Source organism: Burkholderia torrens (assembly GCF_984668525.1).
In genome coordinates, this window is record NZ_OZ480211.1 from 282,225 (window position 1) to 307,890 (window position 25,666).

Consider the following 25,666-nt stretch of genomic DNA (forward strand, 5'->3'; position numbering starts at 1 on the left):
TTACTGGACGAACGCGCCGATCGTGAAATACGGCGTCGATCCCGCGTTATCGAGGAAACCGAACACGCCACCCGTGAAGATGAACTTGCCGGTCGGCGACGTGCTGCCCGAACCCGTGTGAATCGTCGTGACGGTACCCGGCACCTTCTGCGTGTAGTCGAGGTCGAGCGCGGTCGCGAGCGATGCCTGCGACGGCTGGAACGGATCGAGCAGCGTGGCCTGCTTGTCGATCAGCGCGGTGGTCCGGTAATCGAACTGGCTGTCGACGCCGATGTATTCGCCGTTCTGCGAGCCGGCCGCGACGGCCGTCTGCGGCGAGAGGATCGAGATGCTCGATTCGTCGTCGGCGGTGAGGCCCGGCACGCCGTTGCTGTCGGGCGTCGGGTTCGGGTTCGCGACACCCGTGCGCACGAGGATCGGCACGAGCTGGTTGCGCAGCTTGCCGACGATCATGAAACCCTTGCCCTGCGGCGTGGCCGACAGCGTCGGCTTCAGCTGGCTCGTGTAGTTGTTCGACTGGAACGCGCCGCTGCCGTCGGCCGACTGCACGAAGTTCGTGCCCTGCTGCGCGCATGCGCCGCCGGCGAACTGGCCGGTCGTGTCGCACTTGGTCCACGAGCCGTCCGCGTTGATCGTCACCTTCGCGTCGATCGACGCCGGCGCGAATTTCTGCGACGGCACTTCGCCGAAGCCGACGTGGCTGTACGTGCCCGCGACCTTCGTGATGTCGGTTTCGATCGACGAGAAGCCGATGAACGGGTAGTACGGGAATTTCGTGTCGGGCACCGCGGCCTGGCCGAGCACGCCGTCGAACTGGATCTCCTTGCCCGGAATCGTGCCGCCCGCGACGCCGAAGCCGACGAAGATGCGCGCCGGACGCGATGCATCGAGGCTCGCGCCGTTCAGGCGGAACGCGCACTGGTTCAGCTTGTTGGTCGGCAGCATCGTTTCCTGCGTGAGCGTGCCGCTGTCGACGGTGCCCGCGCGGGTCGGCGTGACGGTGCCGGTCTTTTGCGGCACGGCCGATTCCACGTACGTCACCTGCCAGGTCATCTTGGTCGTGTCGAGCTGGACCTTCGCGAGTTCGCCGCTGCCCGCGCCGCCCGTGAACACGGTGTTGTAGTCGAGCGTGGCGGGGCAGAGCCGGTCTTCGACGAGCGGGGGCGGGTTGTCGCCGCCGCTGCCGCTGCCGCCGCAGGCGGAAAGAAGGGGGGCGGCAAGGGCCGCCGCCAGAATGAGGTTGCGCTTCATGTTGCTCCTCCAGATTTGTCTTGTGCGGCGGCCAGCTCCCTGTCGGCCGCTTCTGTTGGGGGTACTCGTGCTGCCCGCGCCGTGCCGCGCGCGTTGTGCGTAACGCGGCGGCGGGCCAGCCGCCGCCGCGTCCTCGTCCGCTACTTGCTGATCTGCGCGCCCACGCCGAAGTACGGTGTCGACGACGTCGTCGCGTTCGCCGACGTCGACGTGACGCCGCCGTTCACCGTGCCCTGGACCAGTGCCGCGTACAGCCCGCCCGTCGCGATCACCACGCCCGATGCGGACGGGTAGCTCGCACCGCTCGGCGGCGTCGTCTTCGCGTTCAGCAGGCCCGGCGTCGCCTGGCCGTAGTCGAGCGTGAAGCCGTCTTCCTCGGCCTGCGTGGACGGGTTGATGAACGACGCGTTGCTGCCGCGGATCAGCGCAGCCGTGTACTTGAAGTTCGAGTCCGCGCCCGCGTAGCCGCCGTCGATCGCGCCCGACGTGATCGCCGTTGCCGCGCCGAGCACCGCGATGCCCGATTCGTCGTCGACCTGCGCGTCGAGGTGCAGCGGCGGCGTGCCGAGGTTCACGTTGCCCGTGCGGACGATCACCGGCACCGTCGCACCGTTGAGCTGGCCGATCACCATGTGGGCGGTCGCCGACTTGCCGGTCGCGCCGACGATCGGCAGTTGCGTCTGCGGCAGCGTCTGCGGCGCCTTCGTGCTGTCGAAGTAGCCGCCGTTCGCGGTGTTCGCGGTCCACGGGTTGCCGGTCGTCTGGCAGCCGCCCGTGCTCGTCGACGTACACGCGCCGTTCGCATCGAACGTCTCGCTCGAGTTCGTGCCTTTCGTCGCGTAGTTGCCCGACGGCACGAGGTGGTAGATCAGCGCGTTGTACGTGCCCGGCAGCTTCGACAGGTCGGTCGTCGTATTCGCGAAGCCGAGGAACGGGTAGAAATCGAAGTGGCGGTTCGGCACCTGGCCGACGTTCTGCACGACGCCCGGAATGATCGTCAGCCCGTCGTACTGGATCGTTGCACCGGGGATGCCGCCGCCTGCGACCCCCATGCCGACCAGCAGCATCGGCGGGTTCGCCTGGTTGAAGTCGGCGGCCGTCGAATAGGTCGAGCCGTCCGCCGCGGGGCCCGTGCCCGGCGTGAGGACGAACGCGCAACGCGTCTGCTCGGCGGTCGGCAGCGTGCCGGTCGGCGGATGGATGACCTTGCCGGTGATCGTCGTGCCGACACGGCTCGGCGTGACGGTGCCCGTCTTCAACGGAATCGGCGATTCGAGCCACTTGAGCGTGTACGTCATCGCGACCGCGTCGATGTTGACGCTGACGATCTCGCCGCTACCTGCGCCGCCGAGATACGTGCTCTTCACGATGTCGGCGTTGGCCGGACACAGTGCGCCGTTGATGGGCTGCGACGGCGGCTGTCCTTGCGTGCCGCAGCTCGCTCCGGAACATTGGGGCGCGTTGATCGGCGCAGGTGCGCCGCCGTCCCCCCCACCACAAGCAACCAGGAAAGGGGCAATGGCAAAGGCCGTTGCCACCCCCTTCGATAAGGTGTGCGACATGCCGCTGTCTCCAATCGTTTAATTGTGCGAGCTAATGTCGCTGCCTTGATTTTTGCTGTCAATTGATGAACCCGTCTAAAAAAGGCGATTGAAACGGGTATCGGGTATTGAATCCTTTCCCGATGCGGCATTCGGTAAGAATTTAAACGCGCAAGGGGCTGCCGAAAGCTGCCGGAGTGGGGGATGTGCCACGCTTGGCAGGCTGTCGGAGGGCCATCCTGCGTATAACGGCAGCGTTTAAAGCGGCGATATCCGGTTTATCCCTATTCGGGATTGACTGGAGAAGGAAGGGGGAAGTTAATTCGCTGGTAATCGCGCAATGGAAAGCTTGTAAATATTTGTAAATGCGCGATCGGGGATTTTTTATTTATTGCCTGATACGGGTAAATAAAAAGCCGGCCAGTGGCCGGCTTTGCATGGCGTGCGATGCTGAATCAGCGTTTGAGACCGGTATCCTCGGCCGCGCCGATGCTCAGGTTCATGCACTGGATCGCGGCGCCCGATGCGCCCTTGCCGAGGTTGTCGAGGCGCGCGACCGTGACGAAGCGCTCGGCGTTGCCGAACACGAACAGGTCGACACGGTTCGTATCGTTATTTGCCTGCACGTCGAAGAAGCCGCCGTCGAGATTCGCGTCCGCGTCGAACGGTGCGACGCGCACGAACGCTTCGTCCGCGTAGTACTCGGCGAACACGCGCTGCACGTCCTGCGGCGTCGCGCGCTTCGCGAGCTGCTCGGGCGTGAAGTAGGTCGTCACCGCGAGACCTTTCAGGAACGGGCCGACGATCGGCGTGAAGATCGGTGCGTTCGCGAGGCCCGTGTGTGCTGCCATTTCCGGCAGGTGCTTGTGCGTGAGGCCGAGCGCATACGGGCGCGGGCTCGCGAGCTTGCCGCCCGGCGCCGCATTCTCGTAGTCGGCGATCATCGACTTGCCGCCGCCGCTGTAGCCGGTGATCGAGTAGCTGTGCGCGGCGAACGTCGGTGCGACGATGCCGGCCTCGACGAGCGGACGCATCGCGAGCACGAATGCCGATGCGTGGCAGCCGGGCACCGCGATGCGCTTCGACGTGCGAATCTTCTCGCGCTGGGCGCGGGTCAGTTCCGGCAGGCCGTAGGCCCAGTCGGCGCTGGTGCGGAACGCGGTGCTCGCGTCGATCAGGATCGTGTTCGGGTTCTCGACGAGCGAGGCCGATTCGCGCGACGCGACGTCCGGCAGGCACAGGAACGTGACGTCCGACGCGTTGATCAGGCGGCGGCGCTCGTCGACGTCCTTGCGCTTCGCTTCATCGATACGCAGGATCTCGATGTCGCTGCGTGCCGACAGGTATTCGAAGATCTTGAGGCCGGTCGTGCCTTCCTGGCCGTCGACAAAAACTTTGGTGCTCATCTCGCTCTCACTGAATGAAACGCGGGCCCGCGCCCGGAAACCGCCATTTTAAGACCTCAACCGGCGGGGCTGCGCCGCGCGGGGCGAAAAAAGACGGCCGGCGGGCCGTCTTGTGTCCCTTTGGCGCCCGCCGGTGCGGGCGCGCGGGCGTCTGGGCGGGCTCAGCGGGCGCCGGCGTCCCAGCGCGCGGTCGCTTCGGCCACGCGCCGGCCGAAGGCCTTGCCGGTCTCGAGGTCGCCGGGCAGCGGGCCCTCGTCGGGCGTCGCATCGGCCGGCGATTGCGCGAGCAGGCCCGTCGAGCCGCCGAGGTAGTTGATGTCGTTGCGCGTGGCCGCCTTCGAATTGGCCGGCATCAGGCTCGTGCCGACCCATACCATCCCATGCTGCATCGCCAGCGTGACGAAATACTGAATCGTCGAGAACTTGTCGCCGTTCATCGTCGCGGAGTTCGTGAAGCCCGCGGCGATCTTGTCCTTCCACTTCTGCGTGAACCACGCTTTCGACGTGGCATCGGCGAATTGCTTGAACTGCGCCGACGGGCCGCCCATGTAGGTCGGCGCGCCGAAGACGATCGCGTCGGCCGCGTCGAGGGCGGCCCAGCCCGCGTCGTCGAGGTCGCCGACGGCGATCAGGCGCACGTTCGCGCCGGCGTCCTGCGCGCCGGCATGCACGGCCTCGGCCAGTTTCTGCGTGTGACCGTAGCCGCTGTGATAGACGATGGCGATGTTCGACATGAAGCGTTCTCCGGAAAGGGACGGGAACGGCGGACCGCAGGTTCGCCGCGTCACGCGTCGCCGGCGGGCGGCGCGACGGATGCGCGGCGTGGCGCCGCGACCGGTGACAACGAGTCTAGCAAGCCGAAATGACGGGAAAACGCGCGCGGGCGGCGCACTGAAATTCCCGGCGGCCGGCAATCGCGGCGCACGTTACTGCCCGTAGTTGACCGTCAGTTGCGCGGTGCCGATCGTCAGCGTGCCGATCTCGTGCTCGAACATCGGCGCGGGACGGCCCTGCGACACACGCAGGTCGGTGCCTTTCAGCGCATAGACGGTGATCACGTAGCGGTGCGGCTTGCCGGGCGGCGGGCACGGGCCGCCGTAGCCGTCGATGCCGAAGTCGTTGCGCGCTTCGCTCGCGCCGATGCGCCGCAGGAAGCCGGACGCGCTCGCGTCGGCGGGCAGGCTCGTGACGGTGGCCGGGATGCCCGCGACGGCCCAGTGCCACCAGCCGTGCCCGGGCGCGTCGGGATCGAAGATCGTGACCGCGTAGCCGCGCGTGCCGGGCGGCGGGTTGTGCCAGGTGAGCTGCGGCGAGCGGTTCGCGCCCTTGCAGTCGCCGCGGTCGAACACGTTCGCGGCGCGAACGCGCCCACCGGGCGTCAGGTCGTCGCTCGTCACGGTGAACGGGCTTTCCGCGTGCGCGGGCAGCGCCGCGAACACGGCGGCGCAGATGAAGACGAAGAGGATGGACGGAGACGGGCGGCCCGATGGCACAGGCGGAGTGATCCGGCGATCCACACGCATAGGGCGCTTCTCCGTCACGTGGGCCGGGCCGATGCTCCCGGCGTTGTTGGCATTGTGCGTTGCCCGCGCTGCTGATGGCGGCGATGGTTCCAGTCTAGCATTAGGGTTCGATGAGCGACGCACACCGCGACCCGCGATTGCGACCGGTCATCGTGCGGATCGACGGACGAAAAAAAACCGCCCGCGATCGAGCGGGCGGTTTTTTCGGCCGGGACGCCGGCATGCATGCCGGCGCGGCGTCATTCCTTCGGGGCCGTCGCGCCGCCGTGCGCAGCCGACCACTCGGCCGGCGCGTGCAGGAATTTCTCGACTTCGTCGAGCGTCTTCGTCTCGAAGTAGCCCGATGCCTTCGCGACGCGCAGCACGTCCCACCACGTCGCCAGCGCGTGCAGGTCGACGTCGATGTCCTTCAGGACCGACACGCTTTCCTTGAAGATGTTGTAGTGGAACAGCACGAAGCAGTGGTTCACCGTCGCGCCGGCGGTGCGCAGCGCGTTGACGAAGTTGATCTTGCTGCGGCTGTCGGTCGTCAGGTCTTCCACCAGCAGCACGCGCGAGCCTTCTTCAAGATGGCCTTCGATCTGCGCATTGCGGCCGAAACCCTTCGGCTTTTTGCGCACGTACTGCATCGGCACCATCATCCGGTCCGCGATCCAGGCCGCGAACGGGATGCCGGCCGTCTCGCCGCCGGCCACCGCGTCGATCTGCTCGAAGCCGATGTCACGCGTGATCGTCGTTTCCGCCATTTCCATCAGCGCCCGGCGCACGCGCGGGTACGAGATCAGCTTGCGGCAGTCGATATAGACGGGGCTTGCCCAGCCGGACGTGAAGATGAACGGTTTTTCGGCGTTGAAGTGCACCGCCTGCACTTCGAGCAGGATTTTGGCGGTCGTATCCGAGATCGACTGACGATCGTAGCCTGTCATGGGCATTCCTTGGGTGTTGAGCGAGGAGCGGGCGCGGGCCCGGTGGCGCAGCAAGGGGAACCTGCCCAGAGGGCCGGGGCGCGATCGGTGGGCCAATCGCATCGCTGCGCGCGTAGCCCGCTATTTTACCCGATTCAGGCCGGTTTTCGGCGGAATTCGCGCGGGTTCGCCGTGCCGCTCACCACCGGCGAAACAAACGGGGCCTGACCACCTCGGCGCTGATGCCATGGATGCGGCGCTGCACCAACGTAGGTCATTTAGGGGGTGTACACTAGGCGACCCTTAGAAATCGTTCAGTACTTTGTACTTTCCTCTTGCCACCCGCCAAGGTTCGATGGCGTGCCGACCCGGCGCGTCGCGTGCCGTCTCGCAGTCGACCATCCCCTCGATTCAAGCAGACGCGGCCGAAGGTGCTGTGTACTGAGCCGTCAATATTTCGCATGTCTCTCGCAGGTCAATCATGGACGAACAACTGAAGCAGGCCGCACTCGCCTATCACCAGAACCCGAAACCCGGCAAGATTTCGGTCACCCCGACCAAGCCGCTGTCGAACCAGCTCGATCTGTCGCTCGCGTATTCGCCCGGCGTCGCCGCGGCGTGCATGGCGATCTTCGACGAGCCGCTCGATGCGCAGAAGTACACGTCGCGCGGCAACCTCGTCGGCGTCGTGACGAACGGCACGGCAGTGCTCGGCCTCGGCAACATCGGCCCGCTCGCGTCGAAGCCGGTGATGGAAGGCAAGGGCTGCCTGTTCAAGAAATTCGCGGGCATCGACGTGTTCGACATCGAACTGTCGGAAACCGACCCGGACAAGCTCGTCGAGGCGATCGCGATGCTCGAGCCGACGCTCGGCGGCATCAACCTCGAGGACATCAAGGCGCCGGAGTGCTTCTACATCGAGCAGAAGCTGCGCGAGCGCATGAAGATCCCCGTCTTCCACGACGACCAGCACGGCACCGCGATCATCGCGTCGGCCGCGATCCTGAACGGCCTGAAGGTCGTCGGCAAGCAGCTGTCCGAAGTGAAGCTCGTGTGCTCGGGCGCCGGCGCCGCGGCCATCGCGTGCCTGGACCTGCTGGTGAACCTCGGCCTGACGAAGTCGAACGTCCTCGTCACCGATTCGAAGGGCGTGATCTACGAAGGGCGCGGCAACCTCGATCCGTCGAAGCAGCGCTATGCGGCGACCACCGACGCGCGCACGCTCGCCGACGCGATCGTCGGCGCGGACGTGTTCCTCGGCTGCTCGAGCGCGGGCGTGCTGAAGCAGGACATGGTCAAGACGATGGGCGACAAGCCGCTGATCCTGGCGCTCGCGAACCCGGAACCGGAAATCCGCCCGGAAGACGCGAAGGCCGTGCGCCCGGACGCGATCGTCGCGACCGGCCGCTCGGACTACCCGAACCAGGTCAACAACGTGCTGTGCTTCCCGTTCATCTTCCGCGGCGCGCTCGACGTCGGCGCGACGACGATCACGGAAGAAATGAAGCTCGCGTGCGTGCGCGCGATCGCCGAACTGGCCCAGGAAACCGACCAGAGCGAGGAAGTCGCGAAGGCGTATGAAGGCCACTCGCTCGAATTCGGGCCGGAGTACCTGATTCCGAAGCCGTTCGACCCGCGCCTGATCATCAAGATCGCGCCGGCCGTCGCGCAAGCCGCGATGGATTCGGGCGTCGCCACGCGTCCGATCCAGGACATGGACGCGTACCGCGAGCAGCTCGGCGCGACCGTCTACCGCACCGGCATGGTGATGCGCCCGGTGTTCGCGACCGCGAAGCAGAAGGAGGCCCGCATCGTGTTCGCCGAGGGCGAGGACGAGCGCGTGCTGCGCGCCGCGCAGTTCGTGCTGCAGGAAAAGATCGCGAAGCCGATCATCATCGGCCGTCCGTCGGTCGTCGACATGCGCCTCGCGAAGATCGGCTCGAAGCTGAAGGCCGGCGTCGATTTCGAGATCGTCGATCCGGAAGACGATGCGCGCTACCACCGCTACTGGCAGGCGTATCAGGAGATTGGCGCGCGTGACGGCGTGACGCCGGAAGTCGCGAAGGCCGCGATGCGCAAGTTCAACACGCTGATCGGCGCGATGCTCGTGCACCTGGGCGACGCGGACGGGATGATCTGCGGGATGATCGACACGTTCCACAGCCACCTGAAGTTCATCGAGCAGGTGCTGGGCCGTGCGAAGGGCGCCGAGCATTTCGCCGCGATGAACCTGCTGATGCTGCCGGGCCGCAACCTGTTCGTGTGCGACACGTACGTGAACGAACTGCCGAGCGCCGAACAGCTCGCCGACATGACGATCCAGGCCGCGGCCGAGATCGAGCGCTTCGGCATCGCGCCGAAGGCCGCGCTGCTGTCGAACTCGAACTTCGGCAGCGCGCCGTCGGCGTCGTCGCGCCGGATGGCCGAGGCCCGCAAGCTGATCGTCGAGCGTGCGCCGAACCTGGAAGTCGACGGTGAAATGCACGGCGACGCGGCGCTGTCGGAAGTGATCCGCAAGCAGGCGTTCCCCGGCACGACGCTGTCGGGCGAAGCGAACCTGCTGATCATGCCGAACGTCGAGGCGGCGAACATCGCATACAACCTGCTGAAGATGGTCGGCGGCGAAGGCGTGACGGTCGGCCCGTTCCTGCTCGGCGCAGCGAAGCCGGTCCACATCCTGACGCCGGCCGCGACCGTGCGCCGGATCATCAACATGACGGCCGTTGCCGCCGCGAACGTGAACACGAAGTAAGTCCACACCCGCGTGTGCCGCGCGTCACGCGCGGCGCAATGAAAAACGCCACGGAACCTGCGTTCCGTGGCGTTTTTTTTTGCGTGAACCGCAACCGGCGGCGGCGCGGGCGGGCGTTCCGGCTTCGAACGCCGCGCCGCGTGCCGCGCGTTACGCGACCTGCTGGTGCGACTGGCCGCCAGCCGGCGAACGCCACTTCGCGAGCAGCGCGTCCCACTTCACGCGCACCGCGCGCAGGTTGTTCTCCTTCACGTGGCCGTAGCCGCGAATGCCGTCCGGCAGTGCCGCGAGCTCGAGCGCGAGCGGGCGGTTGGTCGCGTTCAGCTTGGCCGTCACCTCGCTGATCAGCGCTTCGTACTCGCCGATCAGCGCGCGCTCGGTGCGACGCTCCTCGGTACGGCCGAACGGGTCGAGCGCCGTGCCGCGCAGGAACTTCGCCTTCGCGAGCAGCCGGAACGCCGACATCATCCACGGGCCGTACGCCTTCTTCACGAGATGGCCATGGGCGTCCGTCTTCGCGAACAGCGGCGGCGCGAGGTGGAATTTCAGCTTCCAGTCGCCTTCGAACTGCGCGGTCAGGCGGGCCAGGAACGCGGGGTCGGACTGCAGCCGCGCGACCTCGTATTCGTCCTTGTACGCCATCAGCTTGAACAGGTTGCGCGCGACCGCTTCGGTCAGTTGCTCCTGCACCGTGTCGCCGTCCGCCAGCGCGCGCTCGGCGGCGCGCACCTTGTCGACGAAGGCCGCATAGCGCGATGCATAGGCGGCGTCCTGGTATGCGGTGAGGAATTCCACGCGCTTCGCGATCAATGCGTCGACCGCCTTCTTCGTATGCAGCGCGATCACCGTGGCGCCTTGCGCGGGGCGTGCGTCGCCGGCCGCGGCCTGCTTCACGCTGGCCAGGTCGTACGCGGCGCGGCGACCCCAGTCGAACGCCGCGCGGTTCTTCTCGACCGACACCGCATTCAGCTCGATCGCGCGTTCGAGCGACGCGAGCGTGAGCGGCAGCCAGCCTTTCTGCCATGCGTAGCCGAGCACGAACGGGTTCGTGTAGATCGCGTCGCCGAGCAGCGCGACCGCGAAGCGGTTCGCGTCGATGAAGTCGACCGACTCACCGGCCGCCGCGCGGATGTCGTTCTCGGCAGACACGCCGGGGAACGCCCAGTTCGGGTTCTTGATGAACTCGGCGGTCGGCGTCTGCGCGCTGTTGACCACCACGCGCGTCGCGTCGTGCCGCATCCGCGACGTGCACTCGTCGCCGGCCGTGACGATCGCATCGCAGCCGATCACGAGATCGGCTTCGCCCATCGCGATTCGCGTGGCGTGAATGTCGGTCGGCGCGTGCGAGATCTGCACGTGGCTCATCACGGCGCCGCCTTTCTGCGCGAGGCCCGTGACGTCGAGCACGGTCACGCCCTTGTTTTCCAGGTGCGCGGCCATCCCGAGCAGCGCGCCGATCGTGACGACGCCCGTGCCGCCGACGCCGGTGACGAGCACGCCGTACGCGCGGTCGATGTCCGGCAAGGTCGGTTCGGGAATCGGCGGCAGCGCGCTGCCGTCGACCGACACGGCCTTCGGCTTCTTCAGCTGGCCGCCCTCGACCGTGACGAAGCTCGGGCAGAAGCCCTTCACGCAGGAGAAGTCCTTGTTGCAGCTCGACTGGTTGATCTGGCGCTTCGTGCCGAATTCGGTTTCCAGCGGCTCGACCGACAGGCAGTTCGATTGCACCGAGCAGTCGCCGCAGCCTTCGCACACCGCTTCGTTGATCACGACGCGTTTCGCCGGATCCGGATACGTGCCGCGCTTGCGGCGACGGCGCTTCTCGGTCGCGCAGGTCTGGTCGTAGATCAGGATCGTCGTGCCCTCGATCTCGCGCAGCTCGCGCTGCACGTCGTCGAGCTGGTCGCGGTGATGAATCGTCACGCCCGGCGCGAGCAGCGCCTTCTGGCTGTCGTACTTCTCCGGCTCGTCGGTGACGATCACGATCTTCTTCGCGCCTTCGGACGCGAGCTGGTGCGTGATCTGCGGCACCGTCAGCACGCCGTCGACCGGCTGGCCGCCCGTCATCGCGACCGCGTCGTTGTAGAGGATCTTGTAGGTGATGTTCGCCTTCGACGAAATCGCCGCGCGCACGGCCAGCAGGCCCGAGTGGAAGTAGGTGCCGTCGCCGAGGTTCGCGAACACGTGCTTCTCGTCCGTGAACGGCGCCTGGCCGATCCACGGCACGCCTTCGCCGCCCATCTGGCTGAAGGTGCTCGTGCTGCGGTCCATCCAGACGGTCATGTAGTGGCAGCCGATGCCGGCGATCGCGCGCGAGCCTTCCGGCACGTTGGTCGACGTGTTGTGCGGGCAGCCCGAGCAGAACCACGGCTTGCGCTCGGTCTGCACGTGCGGCTTCGCGAGGGCCATTTCCTTCGCGTTGATCACCGCGAGCCGCGCGGCGATGCGCGCGCGCACGTCGGACGGCAGCTCGAACTTCTCGAGACGCGTTGCGATCGCCTTCGCGATGATCGCGGGCGACAGCTCATAGTGCGCGGGCAGCAGCCAGTTGCCCATCGGCACCGACCATTCGCCGCCGGCGCCGTCCTTCTCGTCGAACTTGCCGAACACGCGCGGCCGCTGGCCGTCCGGCCAGTTGTACAGCTCTTCCTTGATCGCGTATTCGAGGATCTGGCGCTTTTCCTCGACGACCAGGATTTCGTCGAGGCCGCGCGCGAACGCCTGCGCGCCTTGCGCTTCGAGCGGCCACACGCAGCCGACCTTGTAGAGCCGGATGCCGATCCGCGCGCAGGTTTCGTCGTCGAGGCCGAGGTCGGTCAGCGCCTGGCGCACGTCGAGATACGCCTTGCCGCCCGTCATGATCCCGAAGCGCGCGCTCGGCGAATCGATCTCGATTCGGTCGAGCTTGTTCGCGCGCACGTAGGCGAGCGCCGCGTACCACTTGTAGTCGAGCAGCCGCGCTTCCTGCACGAGCGGCGGATCGGGCCAGCGGATGTTCAGCCCGCCTTCCGGCACGATGAAGTCGGTCGGCAGTACGATCTCGGTGCGATGCGGGTCGATGTCGACCGACGCCGACGATTCGACGACGTCCGTCACGCACTTGAGCGCGACCCACAGGCCCGAATAACGGCTCATCGCCCAGCCGTGCAGGCCGAAGTCGAGATATTCCTGCACGTTGGACGGGAACAGCACGGGCAGCCCGCAGGCCTTGAAGATGTGCTCGGACTGGTGCGCGAGCGTCGACGATTTCGCCGCGTGGTCGTCGCCGGCGAGTACCAGCACGCCGCCGTGCCGCGACGAGCCGGCCGAGTTCGCGTGCTTGAAGACGTCGCCGGTGCGGTCGACGCCCGGACCCTTGCCGTACCACATGCCGAACACGCCGTCGTGCTTCGCGCCGGGGTACAGGTTCACCTGCTGCGAGCCCCACACGGCGGTGGCGGCGAGATCTTCGTTGAGGCCGGGCTGGAACACGATCTGGTGGGCCGCCAGGTGCTGCTTGGCTTTCCAGAGCGACAGATCGAGGCCGCCGAGCGGCGAGCCGCGGTAGCCGGAGATGAAGCCGGCCGTGTTGAGACCGGCGGCGCGGTCGCGTTCCTGCTGGAGCATCGGCAGGCGCACGAGGGCCTGGATGCCGCTCATGTACGCGCGGCCGCGTTCCAGTGTGTATTTGTCATCTAGCGTGACGGACTTCAGCGCGGCTTCTAGCGACGCGCGTTGGTCTGCGTCTAGCGGGGCATTCATTAACTGTCTCCTCCACCCAGTTTGGGATCACCAAAACTCGACCGCTTCAGGCATCTTGTGGATGCATCGGCGTGGCCGGCATGTTCGCCGGTTTTAAGCGATGGTAGCACTGGGGCAAACCCGCCGCCCATCGGTTGGAATCCGGGTGAAATGGCGGCGGCGCACCAGAAAAAAGGGCGTGATGATGCGTTACATCATGTAAAGGCATGTAAAGCCGCGTTCATCAGCGGGCAAATGCCGTTAATCTTGTCGGCCTGCCGGAGGTGCCCGGTCGCGCTGGTTCGTTTCGACGCAATCGGGGAGGCGCCGGCAGTTTTACAGGAGGTGCAATGAACACACGTCATATCCAGAGTTTCCTGATCGTGTCCACCGCGTTTTTCGCGATGACCGGCCCGGTGCACGCGCGAGGCGCGAGCGCACTGGCGGCAGCCGGCGCGCAGATGCGTCAGATCGTGCCGGCCCAGGACGCCGCTGCACGGCCGTCGGCCGAGCGCGCCGTCGCGTCGAAGGCGAACGCGCGTTGATCCGGTCGCGTGGCCGGTAGGCCGCGCCGGAATGAAAAAAGGGCGGGAATCCGAGGATTCCCGCCCTTTTTCTTTGTGACGCCGGATCGTGCGGCCGGCCCGGTTGCCCGCGACGGCCGCCTGCCGAGTGCGTCAGGCCTTGTCCTGCACGACGCCGCGGCGGATCTGGTCGAGTTCGATCGATTCGAACAGCGCCTTGAAGTTGCCTTCGCCGAAGCCCTGGTTGCCCTTGCGCTGGATGATCTCGAAGAAGATCGGCCCGATCTGGTTCTCGGTGAAGATCTGCAGCAGCAGGTCGTCTTGCGCGCCGTCGATCAGGATCTTGCGCTTGCGCAGCTCGTCCAGCGATTCGCCGTGGTTCGGCACGCGGCGGTCGACCAGCTCGTAATACGTGTCGATCGTGTCGAGCAGCTTCACTTCCTTGCTGCGCAGGCCGTCGACCGCCTGGTAGATGTCGCTCGCGCCGAGCGCGATGTGCTGGATCCCTTCGCCGTGGTACGCGTCGAGGTATTCCTGGATCTGGCCGGCCGTTTCCGAGCCTTCCTCGTTGATCGGAATGCGAATCTTGCCGCACGGTGACGTCATCGCCTTCGACTTCACGCCCGTCACCTTGCCTTCGATGTCGAAGTAGCGCACTTCGCGGAAGTTGAACAGGCGCTCGTAGAATTCGGCCCATTCCTGCATGCGGCCCCGGTGCACGTTGTGCGTCAGGTGGTCGATGTACGTGAGGCCGTGGCCGACCGGGTTCGGGTTCGCGCCGGGAATCGGCTCGAAGTCGACGTCATAGATGCTGATGTCGCCGATCGCGCCCGGCTGCGCGCCGTTCTTGCCGCGCCAGCGGTCGACGAAATAGATCAGCGAATCGCCGATGCCCTTGATTGCCGGGATGTTCAGTTCCATCGGGCCCGTCTTGTTGTCGAAGCCCCAGGCGCCGAGGTCGAGCGCGTGCCGGTATGCCTTCGCGGCGTCCTGCACGCGGAACGCGATCGCGCAGATCGACGGGCCGTGCAGGCGCGCGAAGCGTTGCGCGAACGAATCGGGTTCGGCGTTGATGATGAAGTTGATGTCGCCCTGGCGGTAGACCGTCACGTCCTTGTGGCGGTGGCGCGCGATCGCGGTGAAACCCATCCGCTCGAACAGTTGTCCGAGCGCTTTCGGGTCCGGTGCCGTGTATTCGATGAATTCGAAGCCGTCGGTGCCGACGGGGTTGTCCCAGTTGGGGATCTGCATGTCGTGTCTCCTGTGCGGGGCGATCGGCCGGGTGACGTGCGCCTGCCTGGCCGGGTTCGATGTCGACGGCTGCGCGTGCGATGAGCATGCGCAGCGAGTCGAACCATGCGACAGAGTGTAGCGGGCGGCCGCGAGCGGAAACTTGCGAACTTAATCGCAGGCCCCTACGATGGCGCAATTTCCAGTCTCGAAATAATCATTGGAGGGCAGAAGATGGCGCAAGCCGAATTGGATGCCATCGACCGGCGGATTCTCGCGATTCTTCAGGAGAACGGGCGCCTGTCGAACCAGGAGATCGCCGAGCGCGTGAACCTGTCGCCGAGCCCGTGCCTGCGGCGGATCCGGCGGCTCGAGGAGATCGGCGTGATCACCGGCTATGTCGCGCTGCTGAATCCGCAGAAACTCGGGCTCGACCTGCTCGCATACGTGAGCGTGCGGCTCGAGAAGCGCGGCGGCCTTGCGCCGGTGCGGGTCGACGAGACGTCGGCGCGCGCGGGCGCGACCCATGCGGAGCTGTTCCGCGCGGCCGTGCAGACCTGGCCGGAAGTGGTCGCGTGCCACGCGATGACGGGGGACATGGATTACCTGCTGCGCGTGCAGGTCGAGGACATGGCGCATTTCTCCCGCTTCGTGCAGGAGCACTTGCTGCATCACCCGTCGGTGATCGACGTGAAGACGAGCTTCTCGCTCGAATGTTTCAAGGAGACGACGGCGTTGCCGATCCGTTCGGTGCGCTAGTGCGCAGGGGAAGGTGGGGGCCGGGCGCGCGTCAGGCGCGGCCCGGCTGGCTGAGGTTACGCCGTCAGTGCGGCGGGCATCAGCGATTCGATGAACTTCGTCGTGCGGTGCGCCTGGCGCTTCATCGCGTAGTCGAACACCGCGGCCTGTTCCTGCAGCATCTCGGCGATGATCGTCGAGTGGTCGGCCGGCGGCAGCGACAGGTACGCATCGGCTTCGCCGTACGCGTACTCGATCCGCATGCCGGACTTCTTCGCGATGTGCATCATCGTCGCGTTACGCGACAGGCAATGCATGTACAGCATCGTCACGCGCGTGTTGCGGCTGCGGATCGCCGCGCGCTCGAACAGCTTCGAGCCGACGCCGCGGCCGCGTGCGCTTTCGAGCACCGACACGCCGAATTCGGCCGTGCGCTTGTCGCCCTCGGCCGGCAGATAGGCCAGGTGGCCGACGCCGATCAGTTCGAGGTCGTGGTCGAACACGCCGAACACGGTGTCGCGACCGAAGTCGATCGTGCGGACGTAGTTCTCGATCACGTGGTCGGGCACCATCTGGCCGAAGCGCAGCAGGCGGTCCTCTTCGTCGAGCGAGAGAAAGTGGGTGAGCATCTGCTCACGGTCTTTGGAAGCCAGTTCCCTGACGAGAACCGGCGCACTGCCGACCGTGCCGACGACTTCGGCAGGGCCGTTGAATTGCGTGTTCATCGTGGGTTCCTCAGTGTGTGGCTGCACAAGCGGGTTGTGCAATGCAACAGCATTTTACCCGACGAGGGTTGGGGAAAACCCGTATTTGACGTTGTTTGTGCCGAGGAGAAATTCTAAAACCGCTTAGTTAATTTTATATCTATTTGATTTTAAACGGATTTTAAATTCATCATATGAAATGCGCGGCGGGCCGTCGCAGTGTACCCATCGCGCAACGCATGCTGCTGCGCGGCAATCAGGCTGCCGTCGACAGCCCGCGTTCGATCAGGTCGATCACCTGCTCGGCGAAGTCGCGGTAGCCGAGGCGGCCGCCCGGCTTCAACCACGTGAACGTCCAGTTGATCATCCCGAACACCATCATCGTCACCGATGTCTGGTTTTCCTTCGAGATGCGGTCCGGGTACGCGCGCGCAAGCTGGCGCGTGAACGCGGCGACGATGTCGCGCTGGCGGTCGAGCACGATTTCGCGCTGAGCATCTTCCAGATACTTCACGTCGTTGAGCAGCGCGACGTGGCGGCTGTGCGACGTCTCGTATTCGGCGAGGAACGCGCGCACGAGCTCGGCGAACGCGTCGCGCTCGCTGAGGCCGCGCCGCTGGCTCGCGCCTTCGACCTCGGCGATGATCAGCATCAGCCGTTTGGTGTAGCGGTCGAGCAGGTCGAACAGGATCGCTTCCTTGCTCTCGTAATAATGATAGAGGCGTGCCTTCGACGTGCCGCTCGCGGTCGCGAGATCGGACATCGACGTGCTCGGGTAGCTCGTCTGCGCGAATTTCTCGGCGGCCAGATCGAGGATCTGCTCGCGCTGGGATTCGTGGTCGGGCGCTCGGGTACGGGCCATGGTCGAATGCGAAAGATTAGCGGTGCGCGAGCGCCGTGCGGGCCGCGCGCACCTGCGTGGAAGAGAGGGCGTCGGGCGCGTCGTCCTGCAGCTCGAGCCGGCCGGCTGCCGCGAGCTCGCGGCAGCGCCACCAGGCGATCGAATCGCTGACGAACAGCCCGCCGCGGTCGGCGGCGGCCATGATGCTGCCGACGAGGCGTCGCGCGGGCAGCCAGTCGGCTTCCGCGCGCGAGACGATCAGCGCGTCGAGATCGGCATAGTAGCCGCTCTTGATCGTATTGCTGACCCAGTAGCGCAGTTCGGCGTTCAGGTGTTTCGCCTCCTGCCATTCGAGTGCGAGGCGGCCGATCCGCAGCACCGAGATTGGCGCGGCCACCGGGCGTTTGCGTGCCAGTTCCGCGGGCGAGAACATCCCGGTCGAGCAGGCCTGGTCGGCGCGCGACAGCGCCGTGCGCTGCGCCGAGTCGAAATCGGCGGCCGACAGCCGCACCTCGTTCAGGCGCTGCGGCACGTTGCGCAGGTGGTAGGCGACGCGGCGCAGCAACAGCTTGTCGCCGACGCTCGGCGCGTGCCACACGACCACCTGGCCCGTATCCATCGCGAGCTGGTCGAGACGCGCGAATTCGCCCTCGATTTCCGCGTTCCAGTCGGGGATCTGGTCGCCGAGCACGTGGTGCCAGAAGGCGGCGCGCGTGTCGGGCGTCTCGTCGGCGCCCTTGAGCGGTCCGACGCCGAGATCGTCGAGCAATCCGACGACGCGCTCGTCGCGCCCGGCTTGCGCGAGTGCCTCGCGCAACGACGCGGCGGCGGTGCCGCCCTGAATCACATGAATGGTACTCATCGGCCTGTCGTCAACAAAAGAAAACCGCCGGCCGGGCGGACGTTGCGATGTCCAGCCGGCCGGCGGCCCCTAGTGTAAGCGAGATGTGTGACGGCGAGAAACCGTCCGGCGCCGCGACGCAACGCCGCTCAGCGCTCGTCGTAGCTCACGACGACCTTGTCGCTGATCGGGTGGCACTGGCACGTGAGCACGAATCCGTCCTTCACTTCGTGTTCCTCGAGCGTGTAGTTCTTTTCCATCCGCACCTCTCCCTCGATCACCTTCGCGCGGCACGTGCAGCACACGCCGCCCTTGCACGCATACGGCAGCGCGAGGCCCGCGCGCAGGCCGACGTCGAGCAGGCTCACGCCCTGGTACGGCAGGCGCAGCTTGCGCTTCTTGCCGTCGAGCACGATTTCGAGGTCGGCGGCCGGCGTCTGGTCGGTAATGTCGACGACCGGCGTGCCGGCTTGCGGCAGCGGCGTGCCGAAGCGCTCGACATGCACCTTCGCCGGAGGCACGCCGGCCGCCTTCAGCGCGGCTTCGGCCGCGTCCATCATCGGCGCCGGGCCGCAGATGAACGCTTCGTCGATCGCGTCGGCCGGCGTCAGCGTGTCGAGGAATTCCGCGCATTTCGCCTGGTCGAGCACGCCGTTGAACAGCTCGACGTCCTGGATGTCGTCCGACAGCACGTGATACAGGACAAAGCGGTTCATGTAGCGGTTCTTCAGGTCCTCGAGCTCCTCGGCGAACATGATCGCGTCGACGCTGCGGTTCCCGTAGATCAGCGTGAACGTGCTGCGCGGCTCGAGTTCGAGCGTCGTCTTCACGATCGCGAGCACCGGCGTGATCCCAGAGCCGCCGGAAAACGCGACGTACTGCTTGCCGTGGTCGGCGTTCAGGTGCGTGAAGAAGCGGCCGTCCGGCGTCATTACGTCGATCGTGTGGCCGGGCTTCAGCGTGTCGAACGCGAAGTTCGAGAAGCGGCCGCCGCGCACGCGCTTGATGCCGATGCGCAGTTCGCCGTCACGGTCGTAGTCCGTCGTGCCGACGCAGATCGAATACGAGCGGCGCGTTTCCTCGCCGTCGATGTGGGTCTTCAGCGTGACGAACTGGCCCTGCGTGAAGCGGTACGCGTCGCGCAGCTCGGGCGGCACGTCGAAGGAGACCGTTACGGCGTCGGCGGTCTCGGGCCGCACGTCGCGGATACGCAGCGGATGAAATTGCGGGGTCGCCATATTCAGTAGGGTTTGAAGTAGTCGAAGGGTTCGCGGCAGTCGACGCAGCGATACAGCGCCTTGCAGGCCGTGGATGCGAATTGCGCGAGACGCTCGGTGCGGGCGGAGCCGCAGCGCGGGCAGGTGGGCGCCGCGACCGGCCGCGGCACGAAGCGCACGACGTTTTCCCGCGGTGCGCTGCTGCCGCACTGGCCGACCGGCGGCGCGATGCCGTACGCCCGCAGCTTGTCGCGCGCTTCCTGCGTGATCCAGTCGGTCGTCCAGGCGGGCGCGAGCACCGTCTCGATCCGGTGCGGCGGCAGGTCGGCGGCCTGCAGCGCGGCGGCGATGTCCTCGGCGATCTGCGACATGGCCGGGCAGCCCGAGTAGGTCGGCGTGATGACGACTTCGAGCTGGCCGTCGTCCGCGCGGCGGACGTCGCGCAGGATGCCGAGCTCGCGGATCGACACGACCGGGATCTCCGGATCGGGCACGGCTTCCAGCACGTCCCACGCGCGGGCGAGCAGCGGATCGTCGTGGTGCGCGGCGGGTGTGGCGTGTGCGGCGTGGGCAGGGGCAGCGGTCTGGACGGACATCGTCGGGCTCCGTGGCGTGGGCCGGTTACCAGGTCGCGCCGGGGTGCTGGCGCGCGAGGCTCTGCATTTCGGCAAGCAGGTAGCCCATGTGCTCCGAGTGCTCGCCCTGCTTGCCGGTCGTCACGTGCTTCACGGGCGCCGGCAGCGTGAGCGTCGCCTCGGCGAGCGCATCGTCCACGTCCGCGCGCCATGCGGCTTCGAGCGCGGCCGGCGCCGGGCCGATGCCCGGGGCGGCGATTGCGTCGTCGATCGCATCGGCGGCGAAGAATTCACGCGTGTACGGCATCAGGTAGTCGAGCGCATCCTGCGCGCGGCGGTGCGACGCGTCGGTGCCGTCGCCGAGGCGCACGAGCCATTCGCGTGCGTGCTGCACGTGATAGCGGGTTTCCTTCACCGATTTCGCGGCGATCGCGGCGAGCTGCGTGTCGGCCGACGTTTCCAGCGCGCTCCAGACGTGCAGCATCAGCGTCGCGTACAGGAAGTTGCGCACGATCGTCACCGCATAGTCCTTGTCGGCGTGCGCGGTGCCGGAGACCGGGCCGTAGTGCGGCAGCTCGGCGAGCGTGAAGTTCGCGAATTCGCGCTCGGTACGGAAGTACGCGTAGTCGTCCTCGGTTTTCGTCGCGCCGTTGAGCTGGCGCTCGAGCTCGGCCGCGTGCGTATACAGCATGCGTGCCTGGCCGATGAGGTCGAGGCTCATGTTGGTGAGCGCGATGTCTTCCTCGAGGATCGGGCCGTGGCCGCACCATTCGGCGTTGCGCTGACCGAGGATCAGCGCGTTGTCGGCGAGGCGCAGCACGTAGGAGAGGTGTTCGGGCGTGATCGTCATGGCGCGGGCGTTACATGTGGTTGACTTCGTCGGGCAGCGTGTAGAACGTCGGGTGACGGTAGATCTTGTCGCCCGCCGGTTCGAACAGCTCGGCCTTCTCGCTCGGGTCCGACGCGGTGATCGCCGACGACGGCACCACCCAGATGCTCACGCCTTCCTGGCGGCGCGTGTAGACGTCGCGCGCCATGCGCAGCGCCATCGTCGCGTCGGCGGCGTGCAGGCTGCCGCAATGCTTGTGGTCGAGGCCCTGCTTGCTGCGCACGAACACTTCCCAGATCGGCCATTCCTTGTTCATCGCTTTCTCCTGATTCCTGAATTCGAGTGTTGCCGCTCAGGCGGCGTGCTGTTCGGCGCGGGCGCGGGCGCGGCGCTTCGCTTCGTGCGCGAGCGCGGCTTCGCGCACCCAGGCGCCGTCGTCGTGCGCTTTCACGCGGGTCGCGAGGCGTTCCTTGTTGCACGGGCCGTCGCCGTTGACCACGCGCCAGAATTCGTCCCAGTCGATCGTGCCGTAGTCGTGATGGCCGCGCGCCTCGTTCCATTTCAGGTCGGGGTCGGGCAGCGTCACGCCGAGCACCTTCGCCTGGTCGACTGTCGCGTCGACGAATTTCTGGCGCAGGTCGTCGTTCGAGATCCGCTTGATGCCCCATTTCGCGGACTGGCTGCTGTGGACCGAATCGGCGTCGCTCGGGCCGAACATCATCAGCACCGGCCACCACCAGCGGTCGACGGCCTGCTGGACCATCGCGCGCTGCGCGTCGGTGCCCTTCATCATCGACAGCAGCGCATCGAAACCCTGCCGCTGGTGGAACGACTCTTCCTTGCACACGCGGATCATCGCGCGTGCATACGGGCCGTACGTGCAGCGGCACAGCGGGATCTGGTTCATGATCGCGGCGCCGTCGACGAGCCAGCCGATCACGCCGACGTCGGCCCAGGTCGGCGTCGGATAGTTGAAGATGCTCGAATATTTCGCCTTGCCGGCGTGCAGTGCGTCGATCAGCGAATCGCGCGACACGCCGAGCGTTTCGGCCGCGCTGTACAGATAGAGGCCGTGGCCGGCTTCGTCCTGGACCTTCGCGAGCAGGATCGCCTTGCGCTTCAGGCTCGGCGCGCGCGAGATCCAGTTGCCTTCCGGCAGCATGCCGACGACTTCCGAGTGCGCGTGCTGCGAGATCTGGCGCACCAGCGTCTTGCGATAGGCGTCGGGCATCCAGTCCTGCGGTTCGATCTTGCCGTCGGCCGCCATCACCGCATCGAACCGCGCCTGCTCGGGCGACTCGGCTGCGGCGTCGAGCGGCGCGACGTTGCCGGGGATGTCGAGGGATTGCGTGTACATGGCGAGGCTCTCGTCCGGTTGAATGTGTGCGAAGTATAAACCAACCGACCGGTCGGTTAATAAATTTCTTGCGCATTTGCGGCGAGACTCGGGTAAACGAGGGACGTCGGGGCGTGATCCGATGGTGCGAGCGCGGTCCTGCACGTGAGTTTCGCGCCTTCTGCGGCACAATGCCCGCTTTCCGATGAGGATTTTGCCGATGTCATTCCGAAGCAGTTTCGCCGCGGCCATGCTGGGTGCGGCCGTTTTCGTGTCGCCGCTCGCGGCGTCGGCCGCGCCGGCCGGATGGGTTGCCGCGTGGGCAACGGCGCTGCAGCCGATTCCCGACCTTGTCGCGCCGCCGCCGCTTTACCGCGCGCCCGACGTGGCCGGGCGGACCGTGCGCCAGATCGTGTATCCGACGGTGTCGGGGCGTGCCGCAAGGATTCGCGTGAGCAATGCCTACGGCAGCGCGCCGCTGGTCGTCGAGGCCGCGAGCCTCGCGCGCGCCGGTGAGGGCGCGGCGCTCGCCGGCGGCGCGGCCGTGCCGGTCCGGTTCGGCGGCAAGCCGTCGGTGACGCTCGCGCCGGGCCAGGAACTGGAAAGCGATCCGGTGGCCATCGACGTGATGTCCGCGCAGCCTTATGCGATCAGCCTCCAGATGGGGGCGAACCAGCGAATGACTGTCTGGCACCGCGTATCGAACCAGTTCAACTATGTGTCGGCGCCGGGCGATCACGTGAATGATCCGGGCGCTGCCGCGTTCCGCACCCGTTTTACCCAATATGCATGGGTGACCGAGCTGGCTGTCGAGGCCGGCACGGCGCGCGCCAGCGTCGCGGCGATCGGCGATTCGATCACCGACGGGCTGCGCTCCAGCGTGAACCGGAACCGCCGCTGGCCCGATGCGCTCGCGCGCCGGCTGACGGCATCGGGCGCCGATTCGGTGGGCGTCGTGAATCTGGGTATCAGCGGGAACCGGCTGCTCAGCGATTCCGCGTGCTACGGCACGTCGCTGGCTTCGAGGTTCGAGCGCGATGCGCTGTCGCGTGCGGGCGTGAAGGCGGTGGTCGTGCTGATCGGGATCAACGACATCAACTTCGCGGCGATGCCGCCGCGTGCGGGGCTCGATTGCGACCACCCGCACACGCAGGTCACGGCTGCGTCGCTGATCGACGGCTATCGCCGGCTGATCGAGGCTGCACACCGCCGCGGCGTGAAGGTATACGGCGCGACGCTCACGCCGGCCGCGTTGCCGGCCGGGCGCGAGGCGATCCGGCTCGAAGTGAACCGGTGGATCCGGAGCGGCGGCGGGTTCGACGGAGTGGTCGACTTCGACGCGGTGCTGCGCGATCCGGCGCGCCCGAGCGTGCTGCAGCGCCGATACGATAGCGGCGACGGTATCCACCCGAGCGACGCGGGCTATACGGCAATGGCCGACGCGGTGCCGGTCGAGCAACTGCAGGCTGTCGTGGGCGGCAAGTGATGCGCTTCTATATATAGAGGGCGGCGTTGCCGGCGGCGTGGAAGTCGGCGGCGTCACGTGGCCCGTCGAGCCCCGAGCCCCCGTGCGCGTCAGCGCACGGGGGCTTTTTCAAATTTCTTCACAAAAGGGCTTGCGGGAACGACGTGAGGTGCATAGAATCACGCCTCTTTCGCGCTAACGGAAACGCGGCGCGGGAGGAAGGGAAGCAGTACTGGTGAGGCTCGGTGGTAGCGGCCTCGGCGGTACGGAAGTTGAACCCCGCAGTCGCAACGATGTGATGTAAAAAGTTGTTGACGAGCTGCGAAACACGGTTCATAATCTCGCTTCTCTGCTGCTGAAAACGCAGCGCTGCTGGGAAACACGAAGTTTCTCGCAGAATGCTCTTTAAAAATTAACAGCCGATAAGTGTGGGCGCTTGATGAAAGCGAGCTGATCCTCGGATCAGATAGCAAAAGTATCAAGAGTCTCACACTAAAGTAAGTCAGGTTTATGAAGTGATTCATATTCCTGTCAGCTTTGAGTGAGCGACCGGTTCTTAACTGAACCGAAAACAGTAACAGGTTTGAACTGAAGAGTTTGATCCTGGCTCAGATTGAACGCTGGCGGCATGCCTTACACATGCAAGTCGAACGGCAGCACGGGTGCTTGCACCTGGTGGCGAGTGGCGAACGGGTGAGTAATACATCGGAACATGTCCTGTAGTGGGGGATAGCCCGGCGAAAGCCGGATTAATACCGCATACGATCTACGGATGAAAGCGGGGGACCTTCGGGCCTCGCGCTATAGGGTTGGCCGATGGCTGATTAGCTAGTTGGTGGGGTAAAGGCCTACCAAGGCGACGATCAGTAGCTGGTCTGAGAGGACGACCAGCCACACTGGGACTGAGACACGGCCCAGACTCCTACGGGAGGCAGCAGTGGGGAATTTTGGACAATGGGCGAAAGCCTGATCCAGCAATGCCGCGTGTGTGAAGAAGGCCTTCGGGTTGTAAAGCACTTTTGTCCGGAAAGAAATCCTTGGCCCTAATACGGTCGGGGGATGACGGTACCGGAAGAATAAGCACCGGCTAACTACGTGCCAGCAGCCGCGGTAATACGTAGGGTGCGAGCGTTAATCGGAATTACTGGGCGTAAAGCGTGCGCAGGCGGTTTGCTAAGACCGATGTGAAATCCCCGGGCTCAACCTGGGAACTGCATTGGTGACTGGCAGGCTAGAGTATGGCAGAGGGGGGTAGAATTCCACGTGTAGCAGTGAAATGCGTAGAGATGTGGAGGAATACCGATGGCGAAGGCAGCCCCCTGGGCCAATACTGACGCTCATGCACGAAAGCGTGGGGAGCAAACAGGATTAGATACCCTGGTAGTCCACGCCCTAAACGATGTCAACTAGTTGTTGGGGATTCATTTCCTTAGTAACGTAGCTAACGCGTGAAGTTGACCGCCTGGGGAGTACGGTCGCAAGATTAAAACTCAAAGGAATTGACGGGGACCCGCACAAGCGGTGGATGATGTGGATTAATTCGATGCAACGCGAAAAACCTTACCTACCCTTGACATGGTCGGAATCCCGCTGAGAGGTGGGAGTGCTCGAAAGAGAACCGGCGCACAGGTGCTGCATGGCTGTCGTCAGCTCGTGTCGTGAGATGTTGGGTTAAGTCCCGCAACGAGCGCAACCCTTGTCCTTAGTTGCTACGCAAGAGCACTCTAAGGAGACTGCCGGTGACAAACCGGAGGAAGGTGGGGATGACGTCAAGTCCTCATGGCCCTTATGGGTAGGGCTTCACACGTCATACAATGGTCGGAACAGAGGGTTGCCAACCCGCGAGGGGGAGCTAATCCCAGAAAACCGATCGTAGTCCGGATTGCACTCTGCAACTCGAGTGCATGAAGCTGGAATCGCTAGTAATCGCGGATCAGCATGCCGCGGTGAATACGTTCCCGGGTCTTGTACACACCGCCCGTCACACCATGGGAGTGGGTTTTACCAGAAGTGGCTAGTCTAACCGCAAGGAGGACGGTCACCACGGTAGGATTCATGACTGGGGTGAAGTCGTAACAAGGTAGCCGTATCGGAAGGTGCGGCTGGATCACCTCCTTTCCAGAGCTTCTCGCATAAGTTGAGCGCTCACGCTTATCGGCTGTAAATTTAAAGACAGACTCAGGGGTCTGTAGCTCAGTCGGTTAGAGCACCGTCTTGATAAGGCGGGGGTCGTTGGTTCGAATCCAACCAGACCCACCAATGTCTTGT

Annotated in this window: 20 protein-coding genes, 1 tRNA gene and 1 rRNA gene; 6 read left to right on the plus strand and 16 right to left on the minus strand. The window is 65.6% G+C overall.

The genetic code is table 11. From position 1 onward, the window contains the following. The 6 genes from AC5LXX_RS01225 to AC5LXX_RS01250 form a co-directional block, all read right to left on the minus strand. Positions 1–1,251: a DUF2957 domain-containing protein gene (locus AC5LXX_RS01225; RefSeq protein WP_493410264.1), complete on the minus strand. Its 1,251-nt coding sequence runs from the start codon at positions 1,249–1,251 to the stop codon at positions 1–3. 140 nt (positions 1,252–1,391) lie between these two features. After that, a complete protein-coding gene (locus tag AC5LXX_RS01230) occupies positions 1,392–2,813 on the minus strand; it encodes a DUF2957 domain-containing protein (RefSeq protein WP_493410265.1) in 1,422 nt (473 codons plus the stop codon). 434 nt (positions 2,814–3,247) lie between these two features. Further along, a complete protein-coding gene (gene argC, locus AC5LXX_RS01235) occupies positions 3,248–4,198 on the minus strand; it encodes an N-acetyl-gamma-glutamyl-phosphate reductase (protein WP_493410266.1) in 951 nt (316 codons plus the stop codon). 161 nt (positions 4,199–4,359) lie between these two features. Beyond that, positions 4,360–4,932, minus strand: coding sequence for a flavodoxin family protein (locus AC5LXX_RS01240; protein WP_493410267.1), 573 nt, complete (start codon positions 4,930–4,932; stop codon positions 4,360–4,362). 192 nt (positions 4,933–5,124) lie between these two features. After that, a complete protein-coding gene (locus tag AC5LXX_RS01245) occupies positions 5,125–5,721 on the minus strand; it encodes a YbhB/YbcL family Raf kinase inhibitor-like protein (RefSeq protein WP_493410268.1) in 597 nt (198 codons plus the stop codon). 239 nt (positions 5,722–5,960) lie between these two features. Beyond that, complete coding sequence (locus tag AC5LXX_RS01250) at positions 5,961–6,647, minus strand: orotate phosphoribosyltransferase (protein WP_006482887.1); 687 nt, start codon at positions 6,645–6,647, stop codon at positions 5,961–5,963. Between the two features lie 460 nt (positions 6,648–7,107). Here AC5LXX_RS01250 and AC5LXX_RS01255 point away from each other — a divergent pair, with 460 nt between their 5' ends. Beyond that, positions 7,108–9,378: an NADP-dependent malic enzyme gene (locus AC5LXX_RS01255; protein WP_493410269.1), complete on the plus strand. Its 2,271-nt coding sequence runs from the start codon at positions 7,108–7,110 to the stop codon at positions 9,376–9,378. A 150-nt stretch (positions 9,379–9,528) separates the two neighbouring features. Here AC5LXX_RS01255 and AC5LXX_RS01260 read toward each other — a convergent pair whose 3' ends face one another. Next, complete coding sequence (locus tag AC5LXX_RS01260; RefSeq protein WP_493410270.1) at positions 9,529–13,119, minus strand: indolepyruvate ferredoxin oxidoreductase family protein; 3,591 nt, start codon at positions 13,117–13,119, stop codon at positions 9,529–9,531. A gap of 329 nt (positions 13,120–13,448) precedes the next feature. Between AC5LXX_RS01260 and AC5LXX_RS01265 the strand changes: the two genes are divergently transcribed. Continuing rightward, positions 13,449–13,643, plus strand: coding sequence for a hypothetical protein (locus AC5LXX_RS01265; RefSeq protein WP_493410271.1), 195 nt, complete (start codon positions 13,449–13,451; stop codon positions 13,641–13,643). Between the two features lie 132 nt (positions 13,644–13,775). Here the strand turns inward: AC5LXX_RS01265 and hppD are convergent, their stop codons facing one another. Continuing rightward, on the minus strand, positions 13,776–14,873 hold the full coding sequence (gene hppD, locus AC5LXX_RS01270; RefSeq protein WP_124456551.1) for a 4-hydroxyphenylpyruvate dioxygenase: 1,098 nt from the start codon (positions 14,871–14,873) through the stop codon (positions 13,776–13,778). A 213-nt stretch (positions 14,874–15,086) separates the two neighbouring features. Here hppD and AC5LXX_RS01275 point away from each other — a divergent pair, with 213 nt between their 5' ends. Beyond that, on the plus strand, positions 15,087–15,611 hold the full coding sequence (locus tag AC5LXX_RS01275; RefSeq protein WP_059528294.1) for an Lrp/AsnC family transcriptional regulator: 525 nt from the start codon (positions 15,087–15,089) through the stop codon (positions 15,609–15,611). A 56-nt stretch (positions 15,612–15,667) separates the two neighbouring features. Here AC5LXX_RS01275 and AC5LXX_RS01280 read toward each other — a convergent pair whose 3' ends face one another. The 8 genes from AC5LXX_RS01280 to paaA all read right to left on the minus strand — a co-directional run bounded on the left by AC5LXX_RS01280 (position 15,668) and on the right by paaA (position 21,954). Next, entirely contained in the window at positions 15,668–16,315 is a 648-nt protein-coding gene (locus AC5LXX_RS01280) for a GNAT family N-acetyltransferase (RefSeq protein WP_176048849.1), read from the minus strand. 235 nt (positions 16,316–16,550) lie between these two features. Next, entirely contained in the window at positions 16,551–17,156 is a 606-nt protein-coding gene (locus AC5LXX_RS01285) for a TetR/AcrR family transcriptional regulator (protein WP_006482923.1), read from the minus strand. A gap of 16 nt (positions 17,157–17,172) precedes the next feature. Continuing rightward, a complete protein-coding gene (locus AC5LXX_RS01290; RefSeq protein WP_493410272.1) occupies positions 17,173–17,997 on the minus strand; it encodes a DUF1835 domain-containing protein in 825 nt (274 codons plus the stop codon). Between the two features lie 128 nt (positions 17,998–18,125). After that, positions 18,126–19,214 carry a 1,2-phenylacetyl-CoA epoxidase subunit PaaE gene (gene paaE / locus AC5LXX_RS01295; RefSeq protein WP_493410273.1) on the minus strand — a complete coding sequence of 363 codons (1,089 nt, stop codon included), beginning with the start codon at positions 19,212–19,214 and terminating at the stop codon, positions 18,126–18,128. Between the two features lie 2 nt (positions 19,215–19,216). Beyond that, positions 19,217–19,789 (minus strand): 1,2-phenylacetyl-CoA epoxidase subunit PaaD, encoded by a 573-nt coding sequence (gene paaD, locus AC5LXX_RS01300; protein WP_493410274.1) that lies wholly within the window; start codon positions 19,787–19,789, stop codon positions 19,217–19,219. Between the two features lie 25 nt (positions 19,790–19,814). Next, on the minus strand, positions 19,815–20,618 hold the full coding sequence (gene paaC / locus AC5LXX_RS01305; protein ID WP_124456546.1) for a 1,2-phenylacetyl-CoA epoxidase subunit PaaC: 804 nt from the start codon (positions 20,616–20,618) through the stop codon (positions 19,815–19,817). Between the two features lie 10 nt (positions 20,619–20,628). Beyond that, complete coding sequence (paaB, locus tag AC5LXX_RS01310; protein ID WP_006482881.1) at positions 20,629–20,913, minus strand: 1,2-phenylacetyl-CoA epoxidase subunit PaaB; 285 nt, start codon at positions 20,911–20,913, stop codon at positions 20,629–20,631. Between the two features lie 36 nt (positions 20,914–20,949). After that, entirely contained in the window at positions 20,950–21,954 is a 1,005-nt protein-coding gene (gene paaA, locus AC5LXX_RS01315; protein WP_493410275.1) for a 1,2-phenylacetyl-CoA epoxidase subunit PaaA, read from the minus strand. Positions 21,955–22,153: 199 nt separating this feature from the next. Here paaA and AC5LXX_RS01320 point away from each other — a divergent pair, with 199 nt between their 5' ends. The 3 genes from AC5LXX_RS01320 to AC5LXX_RS01330 all read left to right on the plus strand — a co-directional run bounded on the left by AC5LXX_RS01320 (position 22,154) and on the right by AC5LXX_RS01330 (position 25,657). After that, positions 22,154–23,419 (plus strand): SGNH/GDSL hydrolase family protein, encoded by a 1,266-nt coding sequence (locus AC5LXX_RS01320; RefSeq protein ID WP_493410276.1) that lies wholly within the window; start codon positions 22,154–22,156, stop codon positions 23,417–23,419. Positions 23,420–23,983: 564 nt separating this feature from the next. After that, a 16S ribosomal RNA gene (locus AC5LXX_RS01325) occupies positions 23,984–25,516 on the plus strand. 64 nt (positions 25,517–25,580) lie between these two features. Beyond that, a tRNA-Ile gene (locus tag AC5LXX_RS01330) sits at positions 25,581–25,657 on the plus strand. Positions 25,658–25,666 lie beyond the last annotated feature (9 nt).

Excerpts from the sequence above, each read along its gene's own strand:
- AC5LXX_RS01225 (WP_493410264.1), bottom strand. The coding sequence starts at position 1,251 with ATGAAGCGCAACCTCATTCTGGCGGCGGCCCTTGCCGCCCCCCTTCTT.
- AC5LXX_RS01230 (WP_493410265.1), bottom strand. The coding sequence starts at position 2,813 with ATGTCGCACACCTTATCGAAGGGGGTGGCAACGGCCTTTGCCATTGCC.
- argC (WP_493410266.1), bottom strand. The coding sequence starts at position 4,198 with ATGAGCACCAAAGTTTTTGTCGACGGCCAGGAAGGCACGACCGGCCTC.
- AC5LXX_RS01240 (WP_493410267.1), bottom strand. The coding sequence starts at position 4,932 with ATGTCGAACATCGCCATCGTCTATCACAGCGGCTACGGTCACACGCAG.
- AC5LXX_RS01245 (WP_493410268.1), bottom strand. The coding sequence starts at position 5,721 with ATGCGTGTGGATCGCCGGATCACTCCGCCTGTGCCATCGGGCCGCCCG.
- AC5LXX_RS01250 (WP_006482887.1), bottom strand. The coding sequence starts at position 6,647 with ATGACAGGCTACGATCGTCAGTCGATCTCGGATACGACCGCCAAAATC.
- AC5LXX_RS01255 (WP_493410269.1), top strand. The coding sequence starts at position 7,108 with ATGGACGAACAACTGAAGCAGGCCGCACTCGCCTATCACCAGAACCCG.
- AC5LXX_RS01260 (WP_493410270.1), bottom strand. The coding sequence starts at position 13,119 with ATGAATGCCCCGCTAGACGCAGACCAACGCGCGTCGCTAGAAGCCGCG.
- AC5LXX_RS01265 (WP_493410271.1), top strand. The coding sequence starts at position 13,449 with ATGAACACACGTCATATCCAGAGTTTCCTGATCGTGTCCACCGCGTTT.
- hppD (WP_124456551.1), bottom strand. The coding sequence starts at position 14,873 with ATGCAGATCCCCAACTGGGACAACCCCGTCGGCACCGACGGCTTCGAA.
- AC5LXX_RS01275 (WP_059528294.1), top strand. The coding sequence starts at position 15,087 with ATGGCGCAAGCCGAATTGGATGCCATCGACCGGCGGATTCTCGCGATT.
- AC5LXX_RS01280 (WP_176048849.1), bottom strand. The coding sequence starts at position 16,315 with ATGAACACGCAATTCAACGGCCCTGCCGAAGTCGTCGGCACGGTCGGC.
- AC5LXX_RS01285 (WP_006482923.1), bottom strand. The coding sequence starts at position 17,156 with ATGGCCCGTACCCGAGCGCCCGACCACGAATCCCAGCGCGAGCAGATC.
- AC5LXX_RS01290 (WP_493410272.1), bottom strand. The coding sequence starts at position 17,997 with ATGAGTACCATTCATGTGATTCAGGGCGGCACCGCCGCCGCGTCGTTG.
- paaE (WP_493410273.1), bottom strand. The coding sequence starts at position 19,214 with ATGGCGACCCCGCAATTTCATCCGCTGCGTATCCGCGACGTGCGGCCC.
- paaD (WP_493410274.1), bottom strand. The coding sequence starts at position 19,789 with ATGTCCGTCCAGACCGCTGCCCCTGCCCACGCCGCACACGCCACACCC.
- paaC (WP_124456546.1), bottom strand. The coding sequence starts at position 20,618 with ATGACGATCACGCCCGAACACCTCTCCTACGTGCTGCGCCTCGCCGAC.
- paaB (WP_006482881.1), bottom strand. The coding sequence starts at position 20,913 with ATGAACAAGGAATGGCCGATCTGGGAAGTGTTCGTGCGCAGCAAGCAG.
- paaA (WP_493410275.1), bottom strand. The coding sequence starts at position 21,954 with ATGTACACGCAATCCCTCGACATCCCCGGCAACGTCGCGCCGCTCGAC.
- AC5LXX_RS01320 (WP_493410276.1), top strand. The coding sequence starts at position 22,154 with ATGTCATTCCGAAGCAGTTTCGCCGCGGCCATGCTGGGTGCGGCCGTT.